Annotated in this window: 17 protein-coding genes and 1 pseudogene; 11 read left to right on the top strand and 7 right to left on the bottom strand. The window is 69.6% G+C overall.

Features of this window, described 5'->3' with window-relative positions; translation table 11 throughout:
- Positions 1-48 precede the first annotated feature (48 nt).
- The 5 genes from AB5J87_RS04425 to AB5J87_RS04445 form a co-directional block, all read right to left on the bottom strand.
- Entirely contained in the window at positions 49-1437 is a 1389-nt protein-coding gene (locus tag AB5J87_RS04425) for a tyrosine-type recombinase/integrase (protein WP_369374132.1), read from the bottom strand.
- Complete coding sequence (locus AB5J87_RS04430) at positions 1434-1631, bottom strand: helix-turn-helix transcriptional regulator (protein ID WP_369374134.1); 198 nt, start codon at positions 1629-1631, stop codon at positions 1434-1436. Before AB5J87_RS04430 ends, AB5J87_RS04425 begins: the two co-directional genes overlap by 4 nt.
- 1091 nt (positions 1632-2722) lie before the next feature.
- Positions 2723-4033: an aspartate--tRNA(Asn) ligase gene (gene aspS / locus AB5J87_RS04435; RefSeq protein WP_369374136.1), complete on the bottom strand. Its 1311-nt coding sequence runs from the start codon at positions 4031-4033 to the stop codon at positions 2723-2725.
- A gap of 676 nt (positions 4034-4709) precedes the next feature.
- On the bottom strand, positions 4710-5195 hold the full coding sequence (locus AB5J87_RS04440) for a TrmO family methyltransferase (protein ID WP_369374138.1): 486 nt from the start codon (positions 5193-5195) through the stop codon (positions 4710-4712).
- Positions 5196-5270: 75 nt separating this feature from the next.
- Complete coding sequence (locus AB5J87_RS04445) at positions 5271-6668, bottom strand: Tat pathway signal protein (protein ID WP_369374140.1); 1398 nt, start codon at positions 6666-6668, stop codon at positions 5271-5273.
- A gap of 180 nt (positions 6669-6848) precedes the next feature.
- Here AB5J87_RS04445 and AB5J87_RS04450 point away from each other — a divergent pair, with 180 nt between their 5' ends.
- The 9 genes and pseudogenes from AB5J87_RS04450 to AB5J87_RS04490 all read left to right on the top strand — a co-directional run bounded on the left by AB5J87_RS04450 (position 6849) and on the right by AB5J87_RS04490 (position 12896).
- Positions 6849-7388: a winged helix-turn-helix domain-containing protein gene (locus AB5J87_RS04450; RefSeq protein WP_369374142.1), complete on the top strand. Its 540-nt coding sequence runs from the start codon at positions 6849-6851 to the stop codon at positions 7386-7388.
- Positions 7385-7933: pseudogene (locus AB5J87_RS04455) on the top strand (transposase). Before AB5J87_RS04450 ends, AB5J87_RS04455 begins: the two are co-directional and overlap by 4 nt.
- 130 nt (positions 7934-8063) lie before the next feature.
- A complete protein-coding gene (locus AB5J87_RS04460) occupies positions 8064-8717 on the top strand; it encodes a hypothetical protein (RefSeq protein WP_369374144.1) in 654 nt (217 codons plus the stop codon).
- A 36-nt stretch (positions 8718-8753) separates the two neighbouring features.
- On the top strand, positions 8754-8975 hold the full coding sequence (locus AB5J87_RS04465) for a hypothetical protein (RefSeq protein ID WP_369374146.1): 222 nt from the start codon (positions 8754-8756) through the stop codon (positions 8973-8975).
- A 343-nt stretch (positions 8976-9318) separates the two neighbouring features.
- Positions 9319-9915: a class I SAM-dependent methyltransferase gene (locus AB5J87_RS04470; RefSeq protein ID WP_369374148.1), complete on the top strand. Its 597-nt coding sequence runs from the start codon at positions 9319-9321 to the stop codon at positions 9913-9915.
- 101 nt (positions 9916-10016) lie between these two features.
- A complete protein-coding gene (locus tag AB5J87_RS04475) occupies positions 10017-10883 on the top strand; it encodes a hypothetical protein (protein ID WP_369374150.1) in 867 nt (288 codons plus the stop codon).
- A 20-nt stretch (positions 10884-10903) separates the two neighbouring features.
- On the top strand, positions 10904-11407 hold the full coding sequence (locus tag AB5J87_RS04480) for a GntR family transcriptional regulator (protein WP_369374152.1): 504 nt from the start codon (positions 10904-10906) through the stop codon (positions 11405-11407).
- 38 nt (positions 11408-11445) lie between these two features.
- Positions 11446-12288 carry an SAM-dependent methyltransferase gene (locus AB5J87_RS04485; RefSeq protein ID WP_369374155.1) on the top strand — a complete coding sequence of 281 codons (843 nt, stop codon included), beginning with the start codon at positions 11446-11448 and terminating at the stop codon, positions 12286-12288.
- On the top strand, positions 12276-12896 hold the full coding sequence (locus AB5J87_RS04490; protein ID WP_369374157.1) for a hypothetical protein: 621 nt from the start codon (positions 12276-12278) through the stop codon (positions 12894-12896). Before AB5J87_RS04485 ends, AB5J87_RS04490 begins: the two co-directional genes overlap by 13 nt.
- 104 nt (positions 12897-13000) lie before the next feature.
- On the opposite strand, the gene AB5J87_RS04495 is transcribed toward AB5J87_RS04490, so the two are convergent.
- Together AB5J87_RS04495 and AB5J87_RS04500 are read right to left on the bottom strand one after the other, a co-directional pair.
- A complete protein-coding gene (locus AB5J87_RS04495) occupies positions 13001-14137 on the bottom strand; it encodes a helix-turn-helix domain-containing protein (RefSeq protein WP_369374159.1) in 1137 nt (378 codons plus the stop codon).
- Between the two features lie 63 nt (positions 14138-14200).
- Entirely contained in the window at positions 14201-14665 is a 465-nt protein-coding gene (locus tag AB5J87_RS04500) for an NUDIX domain-containing protein (RefSeq protein WP_369374161.1), read from the bottom strand.
- A 171-nt stretch (positions 14666-14836) separates the two neighbouring features.
- On the opposite strand from AB5J87_RS04500, the gene AB5J87_RS04505 reads away from it, so the two are divergent.
- Together AB5J87_RS04505 and AB5J87_RS04510 are read left to right on the top strand one after the other, a co-directional pair.
- Positions 14837-15643 (top strand): TauD/TfdA family dioxygenase, encoded by an 807-nt coding sequence (locus AB5J87_RS04505; protein ID WP_369374163.1) that lies wholly within the window; start codon positions 14837-14839, stop codon positions 15641-15643.
- Entirely contained in the window at positions 15640-16143 is a 504-nt protein-coding gene (locus tag AB5J87_RS04510) for an ATP-binding protein (RefSeq protein ID WP_369374166.1), read from the top strand. The genes AB5J87_RS04505 and AB5J87_RS04510 overlap by 4 nt, the downstream gene beginning before the upstream one ends.
- Positions 16144-16162: the final 19 nt, after the last annotated feature.

Below are 16162 nucleotides of genomic sequence, written 5' to 3' on the forward strand. Positions count from 1 at the left end.
CCGCTCCAGACCAGTGCTTCCGGACCAGTCACGGACCAAAACCTCGGCTCACCCGGCCGGTTGGGAGCCCTGACTGACACGGTCCCACTCCTGCATGGACTGCTCGATGAGGCGGTTGGCCTGCTCTCGCACCCCGTCCAGGAACTTGGCGTAATGACGGAAGAGGACTTCGATGCTCTGACCCGCACGACGGGCACATTCGGCCGGGTCCACTCCCGAATACAGCCAGAACGAGATGCCGGCGTGCCGGAGGTCGTACGGCCGCTTGGCGAGCTTGGAAGCCAGTTCCGTCCGGGTCAAGACGTCTCTCCGTGTCCGCGCCCACGTCAAGCCGTAGGCGGAGGCGTCCACATAGTTGCCCTTCTGATTACGGAACAGCCGTCCGTCCGGCGTCACGCCGAACCGGTCGACGTGCGCCTGCAGCATGCGCACGAACTGCGGCGGGATCGGGACGGGCCGGGTCGCGGTCTCCGCTCGGCGCTTGAGCGAGTGCACCTCGTGCACGACTCCGTCATCCGTCCATTCCTTACCCGCAGTCACGACACCGCCCGACAAGTTGAGCATCCCCCAGCCGGTCGTGGGCAGATGGCACTGGTCGAGGCGGAGGTGAATGACCTCCGCCGGACGCATCGCCGCGTAGTACATGCAGCCGTAGAACGCCTCCAGATGAGGCCCCCGCCCCCGCTGCTGGGCAACGGCGGCAAGCAGCCGGGCGACTTGGGCCGGGTTGGGAACGGCAGCCGGGTCCACCTCCTCGTTGACCGCCGGCGCGCTCCACCGCAGACCGTTCAGCGGATTTTCCGCGAAGTAACCCTTCTCCACAGCGGTGTTGAGGACCTCGTTGAAAGCAGCCCTCTTGCGCCGCGCCGTCTTGGCCGCGGCCGCGTTCCCGTCCAGCTTGCGGCACATGGCATCCAGTGCGCGGCGCAGCACATCGGCTTCCGCGAGGGCGCTTACGGGCAGGGAGTTGCGCTTCATCCAGTCCAGGGCCTTGCGCCACTCCTCGGTCGGTTCCCGGGTCCATGCGTTCTTGTTGAATGCCCACGAGTACAGGGCACGTCGCAGTACCCGTGGCTCCGGATAGATCGCGCCGGGGTGCACCAGGGCAGGTGTGATCGTGGCGAATGCGTCGGCCAGCGTGCGGCGGGTGTTTCCCGGCGTGCGGTCCCACCGCTGGTCGAGATATTCGTGGGCCAGGTCGTACCACGTCGTCCGCTGTTTGATGGCGCGCAGCTCGGACGCCGGCAGACCCGTGTGTTCGTCGAAGGGCTCGCCGTCGCGCGCTGCCGTCACCAACTTGGAGCGTCTGCTGTCGGCGAGACCGAGGGTCATGAATGACTCGGATTTTTCACGCCCGTTGACCGTCCACCGGACCATGTAGGGCTTGCGCCGATCGAGGCGCTCGCGTATGTCCCAGAAGCGGACGTTGTAACTCATCGCCAAGTGTCAGAGTCTCTCTCGCACATGTCCCACCAGGCATCCAGGTCGGCGCGGCGGCACCGGAGTTCGCCATTGGGCAGCTTGAGCATGCGGGGGGCTTGCCCGCGAGCGCGCATGCGGTAGAACGCCGACGGACTCATGCGGATCTCCGCCAGAACCTCAGCGAGCTTCAGCGCCGGAGGACGAGCCATGCCATGTCACCTTCATACTTGAAATCGTTTATGCGGAACGGCGGGAACACACCGCAATACACGGGCCAGAACCCTCTTCAGGAACAGCATCAATGGTCTCCACGATCCCCGGTTTCGGAAACCGGGGATCGTCTGCTATATATCGCCTTGCGCAATGCTGTTGAGTCTCCAAGTTCCGGCGCAGCAACCGCCCAATCATCGATTCGCCGGGATCCAAATGTCGGAGGTCTCGTCATAGTGCCCGTGACAGGGACCAGCAGGCCGCAGTGAGGGAAGTTCCCGAACATAGATGTGCCGCAGCCAGCACCCATTTTCAGAGACTCATGGTCGCGGCGGCAGCCCCATTACCGCAGATCGTCACCGATCAGCCTGGCTAGGCTCAGAGAATCAGAGCGTCCAGACTCGAAGAGTTGAAGACCGGGGCAGCCCAACGGACGAATCGGCGCCTCCGCTCAACAAGTGGTGACTGCAGATTGCTGTGAAACCGCCGGTGCGAACATCGCTCTACCGCCCGCCTTTCCGTGGCTGACCTGGATCGTTCCCGGGACGTTGTACGTTGACATGGCCTTCGGAGAGATTCCAGTAATTTCGGGACCTTCCTCGTCTGCCGTCAGCGAATCCATCCGCTGCCAGCCGCAACGACCTACCCATCAGCGGCCCGGCCGGGCGTTCACGGACTATCGCTGAGGCTAGCTATTGGGACCGGATGTGCCACGGGCGAGTCCGAGGCAGAGATCGCCCTCGGTTTCCGCGCGGCGGCGACGGAAGGCTGCCCCCTGGGGCTGTGGTGACGCGAACCGGGCACTAGGCAGTCATTGCCATGACAGGGGGTAAACGTTGAAGAGCACGAGCCCGCACCGCGCCCGGTGTACGTGTGTCAATTGGCTATGTCACGCGGCCGCCCTCCCAGCTCATCAGAGAGTCGCGCATGTCCGACAGAGAGGGACCATCCCCACGTGCGCGGGGATGGTCCCCCAGCCAGCCAGGAGCTGCCATGAGGAGGCGGACGAGCGGAAGGTACCGGTGTCGTAGGAAGACTGATCCGCCTTGGGGCGGCCGCCGGTTCGACTGGCGCCTCCAGGCGTTGCTGCCTACGGGGTGAGGCGGTTCGGGCCACGGAAGAGGAAGGTGGCCTCGCGGATCGAGTCCAGGCCGAGCAGCACCATCAGCACGCGCCCCAAGCCCATGCCGAGTCCCCCATGCGGCGGACATCCGTAGCGGAACGCGTTCAAGTAGTCCTGCAACGGCTCGGGACTCATGCCCTTCTCGGCAGCCTGCTTCAGCAGTACGTCGTAGCGGTGTTCGCGTTGGGCGCCGGTGGTGACCTCCAGTCCCTTCCACAGAAGGTCAAAGCTCAAGGTCACGCTCGGGTCGTCGGCCGGCCGCATGTGGTAAAACGGCCGGATGCCAACCGGGTAGTGCGTGATGAACACGAACTCATGCCCGGTGATCTTCTCGATGTGGGCCGAAAGGCTCCGCTCGCCCTCCGGGTCGAGGTCCTCCTTGACTCCCTGCGGGTCCCAGCCGCCCTTGCGCAGGATCTCGTGTGCCTCGGCCATGCTGATACGGGGGAAAGGCGTCGTGGGAACCGTGATCTCGACATCGAAGTGCTCGGCGACCGCTGTCCCGTGCGCATCAGCGACCTTGCCGATGGCGTGGGCCAGCATCCGCTCCTCGAACGCCATCACGTCCTCGACCCCGTCGATCCAGGCCAGCTCCACGTCGACACCGGTGAACTCGGTGGCGTGGCGGGAGGTGAACGACGGTTCGGCACGGAAGACCGGCCCGATCTCGAAGACCTTGTCGATGCCGGCCGCGATCGCCATCTGCTTGTAGAACTGCGGGGACTGTGCCAGATAGGCGCTGCGGTCGAAGTATCCGAGTTTGAACACCTCCGCTCCGGACTCCGAGGCGGTGCCCATGAGCTTGGGAGTGTGCATCTCCGTGGCGCCCTGCGCGTAGGCGTACTCGCGCATGCCCTGTTCCAGGGTGGTCTGTACGGCGAACAGCAGCTGAGCGGCAGGGCGGCGGCGTACGTCCAGGAAACGCCAGTCAAGGCACTGTTCCAGCCCGGTGTGCTCGTCGATCGGCAGGGGCGTGGCGGCCGGGTTCAGAACCTCGACCGTCTCGGGGACGATCTCAAGGCCGCCGAGTTTCACCTGGGCGGCGTCAACGACACGCCCAGTGACGCGCACAGCGGACTCGGGGGTGAGGGCTTCGAGCTGGCCCTCCTGCGGCCCACCGTCGCGCTTGTGGGTCACCTGCACCATCCCGGTGCCATCCCGCACGATGACGAACTGCATCTTGCTCTGCAGGCGAAGGGTGTTCACCCATCCGCAGACGGTTACGGTACGGCCGACGCGTTCTCGCAGGTCGGCGATGTGAACGCGGCTGTGGATCATTTCGGTCCTCCGGAGGACGTCGTCATGATCCCTTGGGAGTGCGGGCGAGAAGGGAACTCGCGGTACCACCGCACTTTCACCGCCACCAGGTGGCGGCCTCATTCAGGCCCGATCACGGGGGCCGACCGGCGGGGCATTGGACCACGAGGTCGTTCCTCCCCGCGCTCAGGAGGGTCTTCACCGCGGGGTGCGAGACCGCCTTCCCAGCTGCCGGCGGCTCTCTCTGCTCGCGTGATCCCTGGCTACTCGTCTCCGTCTACGCGTTGCCCGGAAGATTAGGACCCCACGACCACCGGCGCAATCGAATAGTCCCCCGCCGTCGTCCTTTAGCCTCCAAGGAGTTGGCCTTCATCCTCTCCGCAGCTCTGGCTCACCGCAGCCCCACCGAGCGGGCCTCTAGTACTCATGCGTGGGCCCGTCGGCGGTCCCTGCCTTCGCGACGTGCATACAGACCCGACCTCGAAGAGCAAGCCCGCAGATGAGGGTGCCGGGTACTACTGTTTGCTGATTCCCCTGGTGCCTGTCATCTGGCTCCTCTCTGCCACGCTCCTGCCTGGGGAGATCGGCGAGGCCATGGCTTGGGCACCGTTCTGGCTGGCAGCCACACTGAGCAACGGCATGCGCGGCTGAACGATCTGCGGAAGCGGCGACGCGAAGCTGGAGTGAATGGCTCGTCTCAGCGTTCCTGAGCGTCCTTCCAGTAGTCCTCCAGCATCTCGCCGGGCCAAGCGGGCTGGGTCACGGGGCCGCGCGGAAGCATCTCCTTAAAGCAGGCGACGAAGTCGATGACCGGTGTCCCGTCGTCGGCGTCGAGGTCGACGACGTGGAGGTCACGGCCGTCGACGCGCAGGAGTCGGGGGAAGCTGGTGGCGAGGCGGGCTGGGCGGCGGTGGTTGTGGTGGACGAAGGTCCCCGTGGCGGGCCAAGCGGGGTTGTCGCGGGGGCTGCGGGCGTGCAGCGCGACGTCGGCGGCGCTGCCCGCGCTGAAGTACCACATGACTTGCAGGTGGGAGAACTCCTCGATCCCTTGCAGAGTCTCCAGCGGGTACTCGGGGCGCAGACGGATGATCGATTCCACGCCGCCCTTGTAGTCGTCCAGGCGGCCCAGGTGGCCGCCGACGACGTCGGCGACGACAGGAAACTCGATGCGCTCCACGGACACGGACGCCCCCTCGTTCTCAATCAGTGGCGGGCCGCCGACCCCTCCGAGTCCTGCGCCCGCGCGATCATGGCCCGGTCAGGCTACGCCCGCGAGGACCGTCCTGGCGCGCTCGTCGATCTGCGCCGCTGCCGGGATGCCTCGGTTGCGGTAGGGGGAGAGCACCCGGCGCATGTTGATCACGGTCTCGCGGGCCCGGCCGGAGTGGATTCCGTCCATCGCGTCCAGGGCCCGCGACCAAGTCTCGCACGCCGCCTCGACGTTGCCCTGCTGGGCCTGTACGGCGCCCATGTACCCGAGTGTTACGGAGTGGGTGCGGCTGAAGGTGTCGGCCTTCCGGGTCTGCACGCTGCGGCGGAACTCCCGCAGCGCGCCGTCAAGGTCGCCCAGCGTCCACAGCGTGCGGGCGGTCTCGTGCGCCAGCGACGCCTCGGCGAAGAACCAGACACGCGACGGCTCATCATCGCCCGGGGTCGCCGAGGCGAGGTCGTCTTCGGCGCGGAGCAGCGTGGCGAGGGCCTCGCGCCTTGGGTAGGCCGCCGCGAGACTGCGGGCCTGCACCACGCCGAGCAGGGCGCGTTCGCGGGGCGTGGCCAGCGTGTACCTCTTGCGTGCGATGGACTCCGTCGCCAGGTCCACGGCCTTTGCCGGGTGGCCGAGGTCGGTGGCCTGGTGGGCCATCGCGCGCAGGATGTGGCCGCCCAGCGGGGCGTCACCGGCTTCGGCCGCCAGCTTCGTCGCGAGGGTGAAGTAGCGCCTGGCCGCCTCGTGACGAGAGGCATCGAAGCTCATCCGCCCCGCGACGTACACCGCCTCCGCCGCGGCGGAGAACAGACTGCGCCGCACCTGATCGGTTGCGAACACGCCACCGACGTAGGCCGCGATGTCGTCGCTGATGTACTGGTAGAGGGCGGTGCGGCCGTCCATCCCGCCGTGCAGCTGGTCCCGCCGGGAGAAGAACTCCGTTGTCTCGCGCAGCGCGCTGACCTCCGCGGTGCCAACCCGGCGGCCGGTCGCCGCAGGCCGGCGCCGGGCCCGCTCGGGGGCCTCGTCCCACCACTGCCGTCCGGGCAGGACCAGCCCGCCCACCGAGTAGGCGGCCCCGGACAGCAGGCGGCGACGTTCCAGATCCACGTTGGCTCTCCCCAGGTCCACCAGCTCGGTCAGCGTATCGACGTGCCATTCGATCGCCGTGACCGCCGCCGATCCCGGCATACAGAGGCCGATCTCGGCAAGGGTGATGGGGCGTTGGAGCCGTCGGGACAACGTCTCGCACAAGATACGGGGCGCCCTGCCGCTCGGGCGCGTGCCGCTGACCCACATCGCGACCTGCGACCGGCTGGTGCCGAGCAGTTCCCCGGCCCGTGCCTCGGCAGCGACGCGTACGAACGCCGCGGCCACCTTGGTCTGCGACCAGCCGGTTTCGGCGATCACAGCGGCCAGGTCCTCGTTCCGCTTCCGCGCGGCACTGCGCATCAGACGCCCCTGTTCACAAGGGTACAAAGTTTGACGGGTTTGACGGCCTCCCCCGCCACGCGGGGATACCGGCCCCCCGCCCCGAGCGGTTGGCTCATGGTCAACGAAACCACCACTGAGGTTGGCGGCGTGATGTCGTTTGGGGCTGACAGGTGATGGTCGTCGCGGTACATCCGGTATATGAGGTATCCGCAAGGCGGTGGTCTGACGGCCGAGCGGCGGGTGTTTCGCGAGCGCATCCGTATGGAGGCGGCCGGGATGTTCGCCGCGGGGCAGGACAACGCGCAGGTGGCGAAGCGGCTGCGGGTCAGCGTGCGCTCCGTGCAACGCTGGCGCCGCTCGTGGCAGCGGGGCGGAGACACCGCTCTGCGGACCAGGGGCTCGGCGGCCCGGCCGAAGCTGGGCCAGGCCCTGGTCGTGGCTCTGGAAGAAGAGCTGGCCAAAGGGCCGGTAGCCCATGGCTGGGGCGACCAGACATGGACCCTGGCCAGGATCAAGACGCTGATCGGGCGCCGGTTCCACAAGACGATGACGCTCTCGTCCATCGCGCGGATGCTCCACCGCAACGGCTTCAGCCACCAGGTCCCGGCCCGGCGGGCACTGGAGCGAGACGAGGAGAGGGTCAGTGGCTGGGTGAAGGACACGTGGCCGCAGGTGGAAGCACCGCGGCGGCGCTCGGGGCCTACGTCGTCTTCGAGGACGAAGCCGGCTTCTCGATGACGCCGCCCACCCGTCGCAGCTGGGCCAAACGCGGCCGCACCCCGGTGATCCGGGTGCGTGGACGCTCGCAGCGCCGCTTCTCCATCGCCGCCTTGGCCTGCTACAAGCCCGGCGAACGCTCGCGCCTGATCTTCCGGCCCAGACGGCATGCCGACCACAAGAGCAAAGGGCGACGCAGCTTCGCCTGGAGCGACTACCGCGACCTGCTGATCGCCGCGCACACACAGTTGGACGCACCGCTGGTGCTTGTATAGGACAACCTGAACGTGCACCTCGACGCCCGTCTGCGGACCTTCATCGACGATCGCGACTGGATCACCTCCTTCCAACTTCCGCCATACGCACCCGACTTGAACCCTGTCGAGGGCATCTGGTCCCTGATCCGCCGCTCGGGTCAGTGCAACACCGCCTTCGCCGACCCCGACCACCTGATCCGCATCCTGCGCACAAGACTCCGCGAGATCCAGTACCACCCCGACCTCCTCGACGGCTGCCTCACCGGAACCGGCCTCACCCTCACGACATCACGCCGCCAACCTCAGTAACTGCCGTTCCCAGGAGGGGAGTCCGGTGAACACCCACCCGCTGAGTGGCGCCACCTCCACGCGCCCCAGCCCCCGCAGCAAGGAACCCGAAGCCCACCGCCCTGATCTCCTCGGAGGGCCCGTGACCCGGGTGCAACTTCCCTTATCCCAGGCGAAGACGCTGCTCGCCCAGCCCCATCCCGAAGACGAGGGCACCGGCTCCCTCGAACAGATCGCCCGGCAGCTGCTGTGCATCAGCGCGGTGCGCGAGGACCGCGAGCGGATCAAGAACCTCCTTCGGACCCTGGAGCTGGCCTTCGATCCCACGCCGGAGCTGGCGGCGGCAGTGATCCAGGCCCGGCAGTTCCTGGAACTGGAACCCGTCGATGCGGCCCGGCCCAGCAGGGCGTATGTACGGTCGCTGCGTGCTCTGACCGCGCGGGTCGAGGCGCTGCGGGTGTCGGCCGCGACGTACGTCGTCCTCCCCGACGGCGCCGAGGCAGCGCAGATACACGAACGCCTCGGGCGGACGGCCGAGGCGCACGGCGGGTCGGTCTGCTGGTTCCATCACGACCGTGACCTGTCGGACTGGCCGCTGTGGGACCGGCCGGGCTGGCAGCACGTGCAGCGCCTGGTCCAGGGCAGGCAGATCACGCTGCTGACGGTGGAGTCTGCTGCTGACCTGGTTCCGCCGATGTGTGTGGGCGAGCCGCAGTGGGGGCGGCACGGGCTGGAGACGTGGCTGCACGGCTGGGGCATACGCCTGGTCTGCCGCACCGAAGCCGAGGCAGGTGCACAGCAATGACCCTCCCGCCTTACCCCCACTCACCACGCCTGGATCATGATCGTCCGCTCGCTGTTCGTCTACGGCCTGCTCCCCCTGTACGCGGTGCTGCTGGCCCGCTCGGTGCAGGCTGCGCGCCGCAGGACCACGGCCCCTGCGGCCACGCGCCGGGACCCGCTCCCGTTCTGGCGGCACTTCCTCCAGCACTGCGCGGGCTTCCCCCTCGTATGCCTGTTGCTGATGTCGCTGATCTGGGTGTTCCCGGGGCGGCTGCCGTGACCGACGCACCCCAGGTCGGGATCCTCGACATGCTCAGCGGCCCGTTCGACCTGCCTCCGCCGTAGCGGGCCGCCTCCTGGCCGCAGTCGAGACCTCCCCGTCCGCGACGCGCCCAGGAGGCGGCCAACCAGCCGGGGCCCTCTTCGGCCCGGAGCGCGCGCTGGGGTTGCGCCTCCAGCGCGACGGAGAGGGTGCGCCGCGAGATGGCCCGTCGGCGCTGTGCCAGGCCGCGTCAGGCGCCCGGGCTCCGCGCGACTGGAACGCGGAGGCAGGCGCGCCCTCACCCCGACCGAAAACAACTAGTTCGCCCCGCTTCTGTGGGGTGGTCGAGAGGACAGTCCGTATGACGACGAGCCCGCCCCGGTTGGCTCCCCATGACGTGATCTTCTGGGACCTGGCGACCACCAGCGGCGTCTATCGGCACCCGCTCACCTCCGAGGAGCTCCGCCTTTTCGAGCAGCGCTTCCCCGGACACCGTGGGAAGAGGGCCATCGACGCGGGCTGCGGCACCGGGGACTTCACCCGCCACTTGTACGCGGCCGGGATGGACGTGACGGGCCTCGACTGGTCGCCTTTCGCGATCACCATGGCCCGCCAGGCCACCCCCTGCCCGCTGCCGTACGTCGTCCACGACCTCTCCCTGGGCGACCCTCCCGGGCTGATCGCGCGCAGCGTCGACCTGGTCGTGTGCCGCCAGTCCCTGTCCCTGCTCGCCGACCCCGCCGCTCTGCTCTACCGCATCCGCACCAACTGGCTGCGGCCCGGCGGCCAGTTGTACCTGAGCGAGATCCGCATCACCGACCACGAGGCCCGGACCCTGCGCGGCGGGATGACGGAACCAGAGCTTGACCGGCTCGGCGACGGCTGGGCCCACGCCACCCGCTACGACCTCACGAGCCAGCGCGCCGCCTGCGTGATCCTGCGCAGCCCCGCCAGCTGAACACCCCTCCCTCCCAAGCCCCTTCACCCCTTTCCCGCTTTTGAGGACCCATGCCCCCTCCGCCTTCCCCTTCGACCACGGCCCCTGCCGAGGTGACCGTCGTGTCCTGGCACCTCACCCACAACGAGCAGCTGCCCGAGGCGCTGGACTACCTGTCCGCGCTGTCCCCGGATGTGGTGCTGTGGCAGGGCCTTGAGCCGAAGGACCTCGCGCTCGTCGAGGACACCGTGGACGTGATCGGCTACCCGGCCGCCCGTACCGCCGCCTCCCTGGAGCTCGCCTGCGTGTTCCTGCGGGCCCACGGGCCGCTCGTCTTCCACGACCGCCTCTGCCATCCCCCGGCTCCCCACCACCCGCCGGCAGCGATCGCGGCCCGCCTGCGCGGCGAGGAGGGCCAGTTGAGCACCGGGAAACTGCTGCTGGTCAGTGAGCACGGCTGTCCCTTCTCCGCCGAGAACCGGCTCCGTGAGGCCGAGTGGTCCACCACGCTCATCGCCTACGACCGCACGAGCGGGCTGCCCGGACTGTGCATCACCGGCGGCAACCGGCACAGCTACCCCGAAGCCGAGATTCCCCCGGACCTGGCCAAGACGCAGGACCTCGTGTTCTACACCCAGCGCACCTTCCTCGAAGGCCGACGCCGCTATGGCGACGACCGGCCGGACCGCACCATGCAGGGCGCGGGCTATACGGATGCGGCCCGCTGGGCGAGCTGCAACCTCGACCAGTACCAGGCCCTGAAGCCGACCACCGGCTTCACACCGCTCCAGCCCCACCGGGAGGCACCGTCACGGACCAGCCGGATCTACCTGTCCGAAGAGCTGGCCCAGGCGATCACATCGGTGGGGACCGGCAGGATCGACGAGGTCGGACACCTCTCCGAGCACCTGCCGCTCCTCGTGACCCTCTCGCTGCCCGCGCTCCAGGACCTCCTGGCGCAGCGCCCCGCCGGGGACGGTGCCTGGTGACGCGGCGGGGTGTGCGGCCCGTGTCCGCCACCGACCTCAGCAGCACCGGGCACGTCCTGTTCACCCGCATCGCCCGCGGTGACCACTTCTTCGGCGCAGCGCTCCCCGCCCCGGCCGCCCTCGCCCGGGAGCTTCGGGTGCCGGAGATCTGCGTGCGCTCCGCCCTCGACCGCCTCTACGCCCGCGGGGTCCTCGACCGGGCGTCCGGCCACCGTTTCGTCGTGGCGCCGCGCGAGCGGTGGAAGATCCGGCACACCGAACCCGGCCCGCACGCGATCGCCGCCGCCCGGCAGCTGCGCGAGGAGATCCGCACCGGGCACTACCGGCTGAACCGCCCGCTGCCGCCGGGACGCGACCTCGCCCGTCTGCTGGGCATCTCACCGCGTGATGTCCGCCGGGCCCTGTGCGACCTGGCGGCCGAAGGACTGCTGGCCCTGCCCGTCAGGGGCAACGCGATCGTCATCAATAACCACCACACCCCCGCGCCGCCCGCCGAGCTGGGAGCGGAGAGCGCGCCATGCTGAGCGACGCACCAGGCAAGGGGCCGGGAGCACCCGAGGATGTGCCCTTCGCACAGATGCGCCATCCGAACCCCGCCCGTGTCGACGACTGGCTGTGCGACGGCAAGGACTCCTACCAGCTGGACCGGGCTTTCGGGCGGCGTCTGTCGGAGGTGGACAACACGCTGGTGTCGGCCGCCCGCATCAACCGTGATCACGGCAGGCTGACCGTGCAGCTGGTCGCCGAGCTCGGCATCGAGCAGGTCCTCGACCTGGGCTGTGGATATCCCCCCTGGCCAGCGGGCCACCAGCCCCACACGCCCTTGATCCGGGAGGTGCTCCCCCAGGCCACGATCCTGCACGTGGACATCGACGCCGTCGTGGGCACATACGCTCACGTCTACCGGCCCGCAGACGACGACAGATGCGGCGTACTCCAGGCCGACATCCAGTACATGGGCCAGGTGCTCGCCCACCCCCAGGTCACCCACCGGTTCGACCCCCAGCGTCCCATCGCCGTCCTGCTCCACGACGTACTCCCGTGGATCGGAGATGACCAGACGGTGGACAGCGCCCTCGCCGCGCTGCGGAACTGGCTGCCGCCCCGCAGCGCCCTGTCCATCACTCATGCCACCGCCGACCTGGAACACGCTCCGGGCGCGAAGGCCAAGCTCACGGCCCTGTGGGCCGAAGAAGCAGCCGTCGCGCTCCGGCCCCGCCCCCGCCAGGCGGTCGCCGCCCTGTTCGGTGACTGGCCCCTGCTCCCTCCCGGGCTCGTCCCCACCGCGCACTGGCACCCCGAGCACCCCGACGCGCGAACTCCCCCCTCGCACTCCGGCGCCTTCGCCGGCATCGCCCTCAAACCAGCCGCCCCCACCACCGAGGACCCCTCGTGTACGTCATGAGACTGCTCTCGCACGCGGACCGGCCACGCATCGACGCGCTGCTCACCGCCCGCACCCTGTGGGACCAGCAGCACCAGCGTCCGCACCACGGCCAGAACCCCGCGCTGCTCAGCCAGCTCGCCGACAGCCACCAGAGCGCCCAGGTCATCGGGATGGAAGAGGACGGGCAACTGGTCGGAATGCTCACGCTGATGGTCCGTGAACCCGGCCTGGTCGGCTGGACCGCTGAGGAGCGGCAGGAGGAAGCCCTGTCGGTCACCACGGCCATCGCCCACCCCGCCCAGCACGATCAGCACCTCGCCCGGATCGCCTCGCTGTGGCTGGCCGACTACATCGCCCGCCTGCCCGGCCCGCCGATCTGGGTCCGCAGCGCAGTGAGGGAAAGCCGACTCGCCCTGTATCTCAAGGACGTCTGCGGCTGGCAGCTGGTCCGGGGCGCACGCGACCCCGACGGGCACCGGTCCTACCGCCTGCAACTCCGCGCCCAGATCAGACCCGGTCTCCCTCACCTGGTCGCCAGCGACGCCGAACTCGCCGCGCCGCTGGCCGACCTGGAGTCCGTCTCCGTCTCGGATGCGCCCGCGCGGCCGGACCTGCTGCCCCGATGAGCCCCCCTCGCCGATCGCTGAAGGGACCCTCGCAGATGCCCTGCCCCCACCGACCCCGGCCAGCCCCCGCCACCGGGTTGCCCGGTGACCGCTCCGGCGCCGGGTTAGGCCGCCATCTCCTGGCGCAGCCGGTCCAACGCCTGGGCAGCGGCGTCACGGCTGGCCGGGAGCCGGTCGCCCGCCGCCCGGATGATCCGCTGCAACTGGTGCGGCAGCCGCTGCCTGGCCGCCTCGCCAACGGCCGCCTCCAGGCACGTACCGGCCCCGTCGCGGTCGTCCGCCAGCAGCCGCACGTGCGCGACGGTGATCAGCTCGATGACCCGCCACTGCGGCGCCACCGTCAGAGAGGGCGCCGGGGCCCGCTCCACCAGCCTTATGGCGATGTCCGCCCGTCCCGTCGCAACCAGGCCGCGCAGCCGGATCTCGTGCAGCGCGTACGGGTTGGCCAGCGAGGTGTGCTCCACCTCCTCCAGCAGCACCTCCGCCTCGCTCACCACCTCGTCGAACAACGCGCTGTCCCCCAGAGCGCCTGCGGCGCGGGCCAGGAGCGGGAGGACAGCGGCCCTCGCCGCGGGGGTGGGGGCGAGGGCGGCGGCGTGCTGAAGGCGGTCGACAGCGGCGCCCTGCATCCCGGCCTTGCGGAGCTCGTTGCCGTGCATCCGCAGCACGGACGAGGAGAAGGCCCGGTCGGCGAAGTGGCGGGCGATGGGCAGGCTCTTGCCGGTCCAGCGCGCGGCCACGGCCAGACGCTCCTCGGGCAGGACGTTACCCAGAGCCACACCGAGACCGACCCGGGCCTGAGCCAGCAGGTGCAGAACCTCCCGCTCGCAGTGCCCGTCATCCAGACGCGCTTCCAACCGGGCGACCAGCGGCCAGAGCTCAGCGACGGCTTCGGTGGCATGCCCGGACTGGCGGGCGATCTCCGCCAGGCGCACCGTGGACTCGCCGAACGCGACCATCGCCCGGTGATCGGTGTCCGCGACATCGGTGATCCCGAGCACGTGGGGCGGCAGCCGCAGCTGGTCGGCGATGCGCCGCCGCGAGCCGACGTCGTCCACGGTCCGTTTGCCCAGTTCGATCGCAGACACGTACGTCTTGTCGTAGCCGAGCAGCTGCCCCAGCTCCGCCTGGTTCAGCCCGTGGACCGCGCGGAACAGGCGCAGGATCTTGCCGAGGTGGCCGGTCGCCAGGACGTGCTGTGCCTGGCCGGTCGCCCAGCGCCAGGCCGCATGCCGCGCCACCGGCCGCCCGGTACCCGCACCGGGGCCGTCTGGTGCGGCGAGTTCACCCCGAGGCACGTCGCACTACCCGCGCGTGTTGTCCGGGCCACCGCCCAGGAACCGGTACCAGGCGGCGATCGACTGCTTGTACCCCTCCGGCATGGTCAGCTCCGGCACCTCATCGGCGGCGAACAGGCCGATGCTCTTGTGCTCGTGGCTGAGGACCGGCGGCAAGTCTGGCGTCTGGACGGTGCACCCGTAGGTGACGATCAGGACCCGCCGTCCGGGGATCGGCTCGTAGATCCAGGTGCCGCCGTCAAGAAGCTGGCCGGCCTTCACGCTCCAGCCGGTCTCCTCCAGGATCTCCCGCTCCAGCGCCGCCTCGGGACTCTTATCAGGGGCCTGGGTGCCGTCGTGGGTGCCGATCTCCAGTCGCCCGCCCGGCAGTTCCCACTCGGCCCGCTCGTTCTTCAGAAGCAGGACGCGACCCCGACTGTCGAGGGCCACGCCCTTCACGGAAACGGGCCACAGCGGCGGCGTGTACGTCATGACGGTCGTCCTCGTCCAGCAGCACGTGCAAGGGGCGATCGGAACGTAGCACGCCGCACCCAACTCCACCGCGTTCTGCCGGACTTGTCCGAGTCGACAGGTTGTCGCTTTACCGGCCGCCGACCGGGCGCGAACAGTGGACCCGCCCCCACCCAGCGAAGGAGATTCGTGATGCCCCACGCCCTGCGGGCCCCAGCCAGCAGCGCCCCTGCCTTCCTCTCGGCCACGCACACCCCCGTGAGCGTGCTCGCCGACCATCTCCGGGAGGCCGGGCTGGTCACCGTGGAGGGGCTGGCCACCCGCGCCGCGGTGCTGCGCTTCACCGAGCGCATCATGGAGATCACGCCGCACCGGGACAGCGACCCCGACGGGCTGACCACCATCTACGACACCCGGCGCCACGCCCACCAGACCGCGTACGCGGGTCTCACCTCCAGTGAACTGGCCGCCCACACCGAACGCTCCGGCCTCCCCCTGCCGCCCCGTCTCATGCTCCTGGTGTGCGCGCACCCGGCCGCCCGGGGCGGGGAATGCCTGCTCACCGATGGCCAGGCCGTCCACGCCGACCTCGCCGCGCACCGACCGGAGGCGCTGGAGCAGCTGTCCACCCCACGCAGCGCGTACTTCGGCGGCGGCGAAGGCCACAACGGCCAGGTGTTCACCCCGCACGCCGACCGGGTCGTACTACGGCTGCGCACCGACGCCCTGGCCCGCTGGAGCCCGCTCCTCACACCCCACGTGCCCCAGCTGCTCGCCGCCATCAACCGGCACCAGATCAACCTGCCGCTCGCCCTCGGGCAGGGCTACCTCCTGGACAACACTCGCTGGCTCCACGCCCGCAACGCCTTCACCGGTGACCGCCTGTGCTGGCGCGCCCTGGGCGAACCTCTCGCCCCGCTCCTCCCTCTCCCGCCCGGCTTCCCGCCGGCCCCGGCCCCGGCCGCTCCCCGCCCTCCGTCCCCGGAGGGAGTGTCATGACCAGCCGCCATGCCCGCTTCGCCACCCCCGCGGCACCGGAGTCCGTGGCCTTCGCCCGCGACCGGATCCTGATCCAGCTCGACGCCTGGGGCCTGACGCTGGAGCAGAACACACGGGAGGCCATCAAGCTCGTCGCCTCCGAACTGATCACCAACGCGGTCGTACACACCGAAGGACCGATCACCCTCGGCCTCTACCTCGACGAGGACAGACTGCTCCTCGTCGTCCACGACAGCAGCCGGACGCTCCCCGCGCCTCCCGACACCTGCGACCCGGCGGAGACGGAGTCCGGGCGCGGGCTCCTCTTGGTGAACGTCTTCGCCGACCGCTGGGGATCCGACCTCACGCCCGGGGGCAAGAAGGTGTGGGCCGCGTTCGATGTCCCCCCACAGCTCCCGGCCGCCACGTCGGACGCCCGCCCCCAGAGCCAGACGGCGAGAGCGCGCCCGCGCCTGCGGATCGTGTCCGAGGGCATCGCACTCGCCGGAGCCCTGCGGTGAGCCCGGCCCGAAGTGCGCC

Origin of the sequence: Streptomyces sp. cg36, assembly GCF_041080675.1 — a bacterium.
In the GTDB taxonomy this organism is placed as follows: domain Bacteria; phylum Actinomycetota; class Actinomycetes; order Streptomycetales; family Streptomycetaceae; genus Streptomyces.